General features: G+C 68.0%; 6 protein-coding genes and 1 tRNA gene. All 7 read left to right on the top strand.

The features are described 5' to 3' along the window. Positions 1-943: hypothetical protein (locus ACSIH6_RS39090; protein ID WP_435113893.1), on the top strand; the 943-nt coding region annotated here is incomplete at its 5' end. 788 nt (positions 944-1,731) lie between these two features. Beyond that, a complete protein-coding gene (locus ACSIH6_RS39085; RefSeq protein WP_435113891.1) occupies positions 1,732-2,109 on the top strand; it encodes a hypothetical protein in 378 nt (125 codons plus the stop codon). 357 nt (positions 2,110-2,466) lie between these two features. Then, a tRNA-OTHER gene (locus ACSIH6_RS39080) sits at positions 2,467-2,614 on the top strand. 27 nt (positions 2,615-2,641) lie between these two features. Then, entirely contained in the window at positions 2,642-2,842 is a 201-nt protein-coding gene (locus tag ACSIH6_RS39075; protein WP_435113889.1) for a hypothetical protein, read from the top strand. A gap of 101 nt (positions 2,843-2,943) precedes the next feature. Beyond that, a complete protein-coding gene (locus ACSIH6_RS39070) occupies positions 2,944-3,216 on the top strand; it encodes a hypothetical protein (RefSeq protein ID WP_435113887.1) in 273 nt (90 codons plus the stop codon). Positions 3,217-3,367: 151 nt separating this feature from the next. Further along, positions 3,368-3,601: a hypothetical protein gene (locus ACSIH6_RS39065; protein ID WP_435113885.1), complete on the top strand. Its 234-nt coding sequence runs from the start codon at positions 3,368-3,370 to the stop codon at positions 3,599-3,601. After that, entirely contained in the window at positions 3,598-3,765 is a 168-nt protein-coding gene (locus tag ACSIH6_RS39060; protein ID WP_435113883.1) for a hypothetical protein, read from the top strand. Before ACSIH6_RS39065 ends, ACSIH6_RS39060 begins: the two co-directional genes overlap by 4 nt. The last annotated feature ends 311 nt before the right edge of the window (positions 3,766-4,076 follow it).

The raw sequence follows: 4,076 nt of genomic DNA, 5'->3' as shown, positions 1-4,076 counted from the left end.
CGCCCCCGTGACGACCAACACTCCACCCACGCCCCGGCCCCGCGCCCCCGAGCACGTGTCCTACGTGATCCAGGCCGGACGGGTCGACGCCCTGTACATTCCCGACCCCGACGCCGACCCACGCGAGGTGCTGGACACCATCCTCGACCGGGAGCGGTGGCCCGGCGTGGAATGGATCGCAAGCCTGGTACGCACCGGCCGCCGGTGGGACGTGGAGGGCAGCGACCACGACCCCTTCCCCGACAGCAACAACGGAGTGCCGACCCGGAGGGAGGGCATGGTGGGGCTGCGCCGAGTGGTGGCCGAACACCTGGTTTCGGAGCCGGACCGGTCGCCCCTGAGCCAGGACACGCCCGGCGCGGGCGAGCCCCCCGAGCCCCAGGGTGAAGAGGAGGCGTTGACCGAGGACATGGACGACGCCCTAGTCGACGCGCTCACGGCCGCCAAGCGCGAGGGCGGCCCGGCGACCCTGGGCACCTACATCGCCCCGCAGGTGCACCGGGCCCTGCGTAGCGGCGGCCTGGTGGTCTACCGGCCGTCGCTGCGCTGGTACGCGCTGACCGAGGCGGGCATCGAGCGCGCCAAGGAGGTGCACGCCGCGCGCGCGGAGCGCTCGCGCACCGGGTCCACCTGGACGCGGTGGGCCTACGACAGTGACCACGACCGTGACGCGGACGTGGCGCAGGCCGCCCAGGCACTGGCAGCTGCCGGACACCGGCCAGTGCAGTTGTCCCAGGAGGCCGACGGGCCATGGCTGCCCGTGGGGGACGGGTACCGGCTGCACCGACTGAACACCGAGCACGTGCGGGTGACGCACCACCGCGACGGCGCCGAGGCCGGTGCGCCCGAGGTGGTGCAGGAGTGGGCCCGGGCCCTAAGCGCGGCCGGGTTCACCGTCGTTAGCACCGGGGATCTGACGGTGGACGTGCGGCAGCGCCTGTGACCGCAGAATGAGCAAGTTGGGCGTGGGTAGGTTCAGCCCATGCCCGATCTGCCAGTGAGCTGATTGCTGACTGTGGCATCGCCCATCTTCGCAACGCGGTGTACCTGACCGTGTTCACCGACGGCACCACCGCCGGGCTGAGGCAGCCCGGCGGTGGGCGCAGTGCCGGGGCCACAATCCTGCCGCGCATGACCACGATGGGCCCGGCTGTGACCGAGCCACGCATCGCTGGTCGGGGATGGCCGAGAGCGAGCCATTCGTGGCAGCGGTGGGCCCATCGTTGACGAGACCGGGGCCATCCATGACCATGCCCGCTCATGGCCTGGAACGAAGAGTCCCGCGGTCTCGACAAGACCGTAGCCGACCGCGCTCTGACCGTTGATGACCCTTGGCGGCCCACCACCCGAGCTGGCATCGGCTTATTCCCCACGCTCACGTCTGCGGCTACCTTGGACGCCTTCCGTGATACCGGCGACGGGGAGTTCGTGATCATGGCGGTTGTCGACAGCCACGGCGAGGTCGACAGTGGAGACGCCCCCGATTCCTGGGGCCCATGGAGGACACGGTGCGGGTGGCTTACGAATCCGAGGCTTGTCACCGCACTTCCCATGCTCATCAGGCTCGGCGCAGCCGAGTTCGGGAGCTTCTTCGTAAAGACGTCATCACCCCCGGGAGGCCGTCATAACCACGCGCATCGCCAAGTCCGGCGACGAGGTCGAAGCCGTCTCGACGAAGGCCCGCCGGAACAACCGACCCCAGCAGAAGGCCGACAAGGAGCACTGATCACCATGGCATTCACCCGTCCTTTCACCGAGACCGCAGAACAGGAGCGCGAGCGTCTGGCCTCCGCCGCGGTCGGCTCGAAGGCCCATGCGCTGTCGACGCTGCCCGTGACCATCCTCGAGTGGCCCCAGGACCTGCTCATCGAGCTGCCCTGGAGGGCTACCGGAGAGAGTGAATACCGCGTCGTCGTAGTGCCCTTCCAGTTCCACGCCGAGACCAAACCGGCCGTTGGCCGCCAGCGCGAGCCACGGCCGCGCAAGCGCCACTCCGGCTCGTGGGACTGCATCGTCGTCGCCTCCGACCACCCCGCCTACCCCGTCGGCGGCCACCGCCTGAGAATCCCGACCATCGAGATCGTGCGCGGTACCCAGATCTTCGTCTGAAGGAAAACACCAGGTCCGACCACATATGGGCCAGCGCAGCACCGCACAGACGGGGGTCGATGCGGCCGTCGCGGCCAAGCCCGACGCACGCGAGGTCCTCTACGCTCGGTGTAACGGCACCTGGACTTGGGGCCTGTTCACCGCCACCTGTGCAGCCCGGAGGAACGATCCCGCCGGCGTTCGGCAGGGCTCGGCACAGCCTCGCCGGGGTTTCCCCGAAGAAGATCTTCACCGCTTCCTGGACGAGCGATGCAGGACCTCGTGCCGAACTACCGCATGAGGACGCGCCGCGACTGCGGTGCGAGCGACTCGAGTCCGTCTGGGGCCGCCACCATTTCGATGCATGACCATCACTTCGGCGCTCTAGCTCAGCGGTAGAGCACTCGGCGTTCTGACTGCCCGCGGTTCGACTCCGCATCGCGACCACCGGGAGGGCAGACCCAGGCGACAGGCCCGGCGCAGGGCGACGCACGAGAGGTCGCGGGTTCGATCCCCGCGAGCGCCACGGCGCGCAACCACCAGGAGGACCACGATGCCGACCCCCATGTTCACCGGCCAGCTCGGATTCCTGTCGAACTTCGACACCACGTCCTGTTTCGTCTCCCGGCTAAGCACGGACGTGCCGTCTAGGAAGCACGCCTTCAACGCACTGAAGACCCTCTGTGACACCGAGCGCCGCCACGTGTTGGCTGCCCGGCACCAGGGGAGAGCAAGAGGCGCGGACGGCACGTGACTCTGCGGCCGGACTGGGATACCGGAGTACGCGTCTGGGCAATGCAGCGAGTGCTCATGGCGAAGGTCTCCGTGCCCGCGGGTCAGAGAAGAGAGACCATCATGCCGGAACCCCTCCCACGTAACGTCCATTTCACGACCAGGTTCACCGTCACCGATCAGTACCTCGCGCTGCTGCGCCGGACGCACATCGGGTACGACGCCTGGACCGAGTTCGGAGCGCCCGAGGTCGACCCCAAGCGCCCTTACGGCAACAGCAACGTCCATCTCGACCTGGCCGAGATCCTCGGTATCGAGCCCGGCGTCGACGAGGACGGCGACACATCCTCTCGGACGCTCAGATCGAACAGCTCGAACGTATCCACCACGAGATGACGGTCGTCCTGCAGATCCTCGTGACGAACCTCGGGATGCACCCCGGCACCTACCATCCGGCCCGATCCGTACCACGTGCTCGCATGGATCCCCTCGCCAGCCCGGACGCATATCCATACCCGCACCAGGAGAGAGTAAGGAACGGCAACTGATGCCTCAGATCACCATCATCGCCAGCGAATGGTTCAACGCCCTCTACACCGACGGCGCACTTCTCAGGTCCGGCAAGCCGGAAAACCTCCACGCCGAGACCCTGGTGTCCCTCCACCCGGACGCGGCCCTCTACTCGATGGACCAGGACGTCTACGACGAGCTCCTCAACGGCAACGACTATCCGCAGAGCCTCAAGCAGGTTCCTCTCACCCGGCTCGAGCGCCTCCGATGACCGCCGCCGGCCCCGCCGACGCGACCCTGGCGAACGTCCGTGCGGCAGTGAACCCAGACATCACCCCGTCGCTCGGCACAGCCGACTGGGCGGCCCATGATCAAGCGACCGCGGGTGGCTACGCGCTGGTCAATCCGGACTTGGCCGTCCGCGATCGTCACTGAGGCCCGCGTGGAGCCGCGCCCCGGCCCCGTCACGGCGACATCGGCCCGGGGGCCAGCGTCGTCGGCGCCACCGCGGTCACCGGTGACCCGACGACGGGTTCCCCTACCTTTTCCGTCTCTCTGATCGACGAAGTCGATCCGGGATTGACCTCAGCGGAGACCAGCCTCGACTCTCTTGGAGGCCTCATACCCGCAACCCTTTGGATGCTCGTGTACGTACGCCGTGATCTCGAGTCTTCACCGAGCCACTGACCGACGTTGCCACCGGACGTCGAAGGCCAACCGATCACCGCTGAGACCCCCGTCGCCTA

The sequence above is a fragment of the Nocardiopsis synnemataformans genome, assembly GCF_965343085.1.
Classification (GTDB): domain Bacteria; phylum Actinomycetota; class Actinomycetes; order Streptosporangiales; family Streptosporangiaceae; genus Nocardiopsis; species Nocardiopsis alborubida.
Note: the sequence above shows the minus strand (reverse complement) of the source record. Positions and strands in the feature narration are given on the sequence as shown.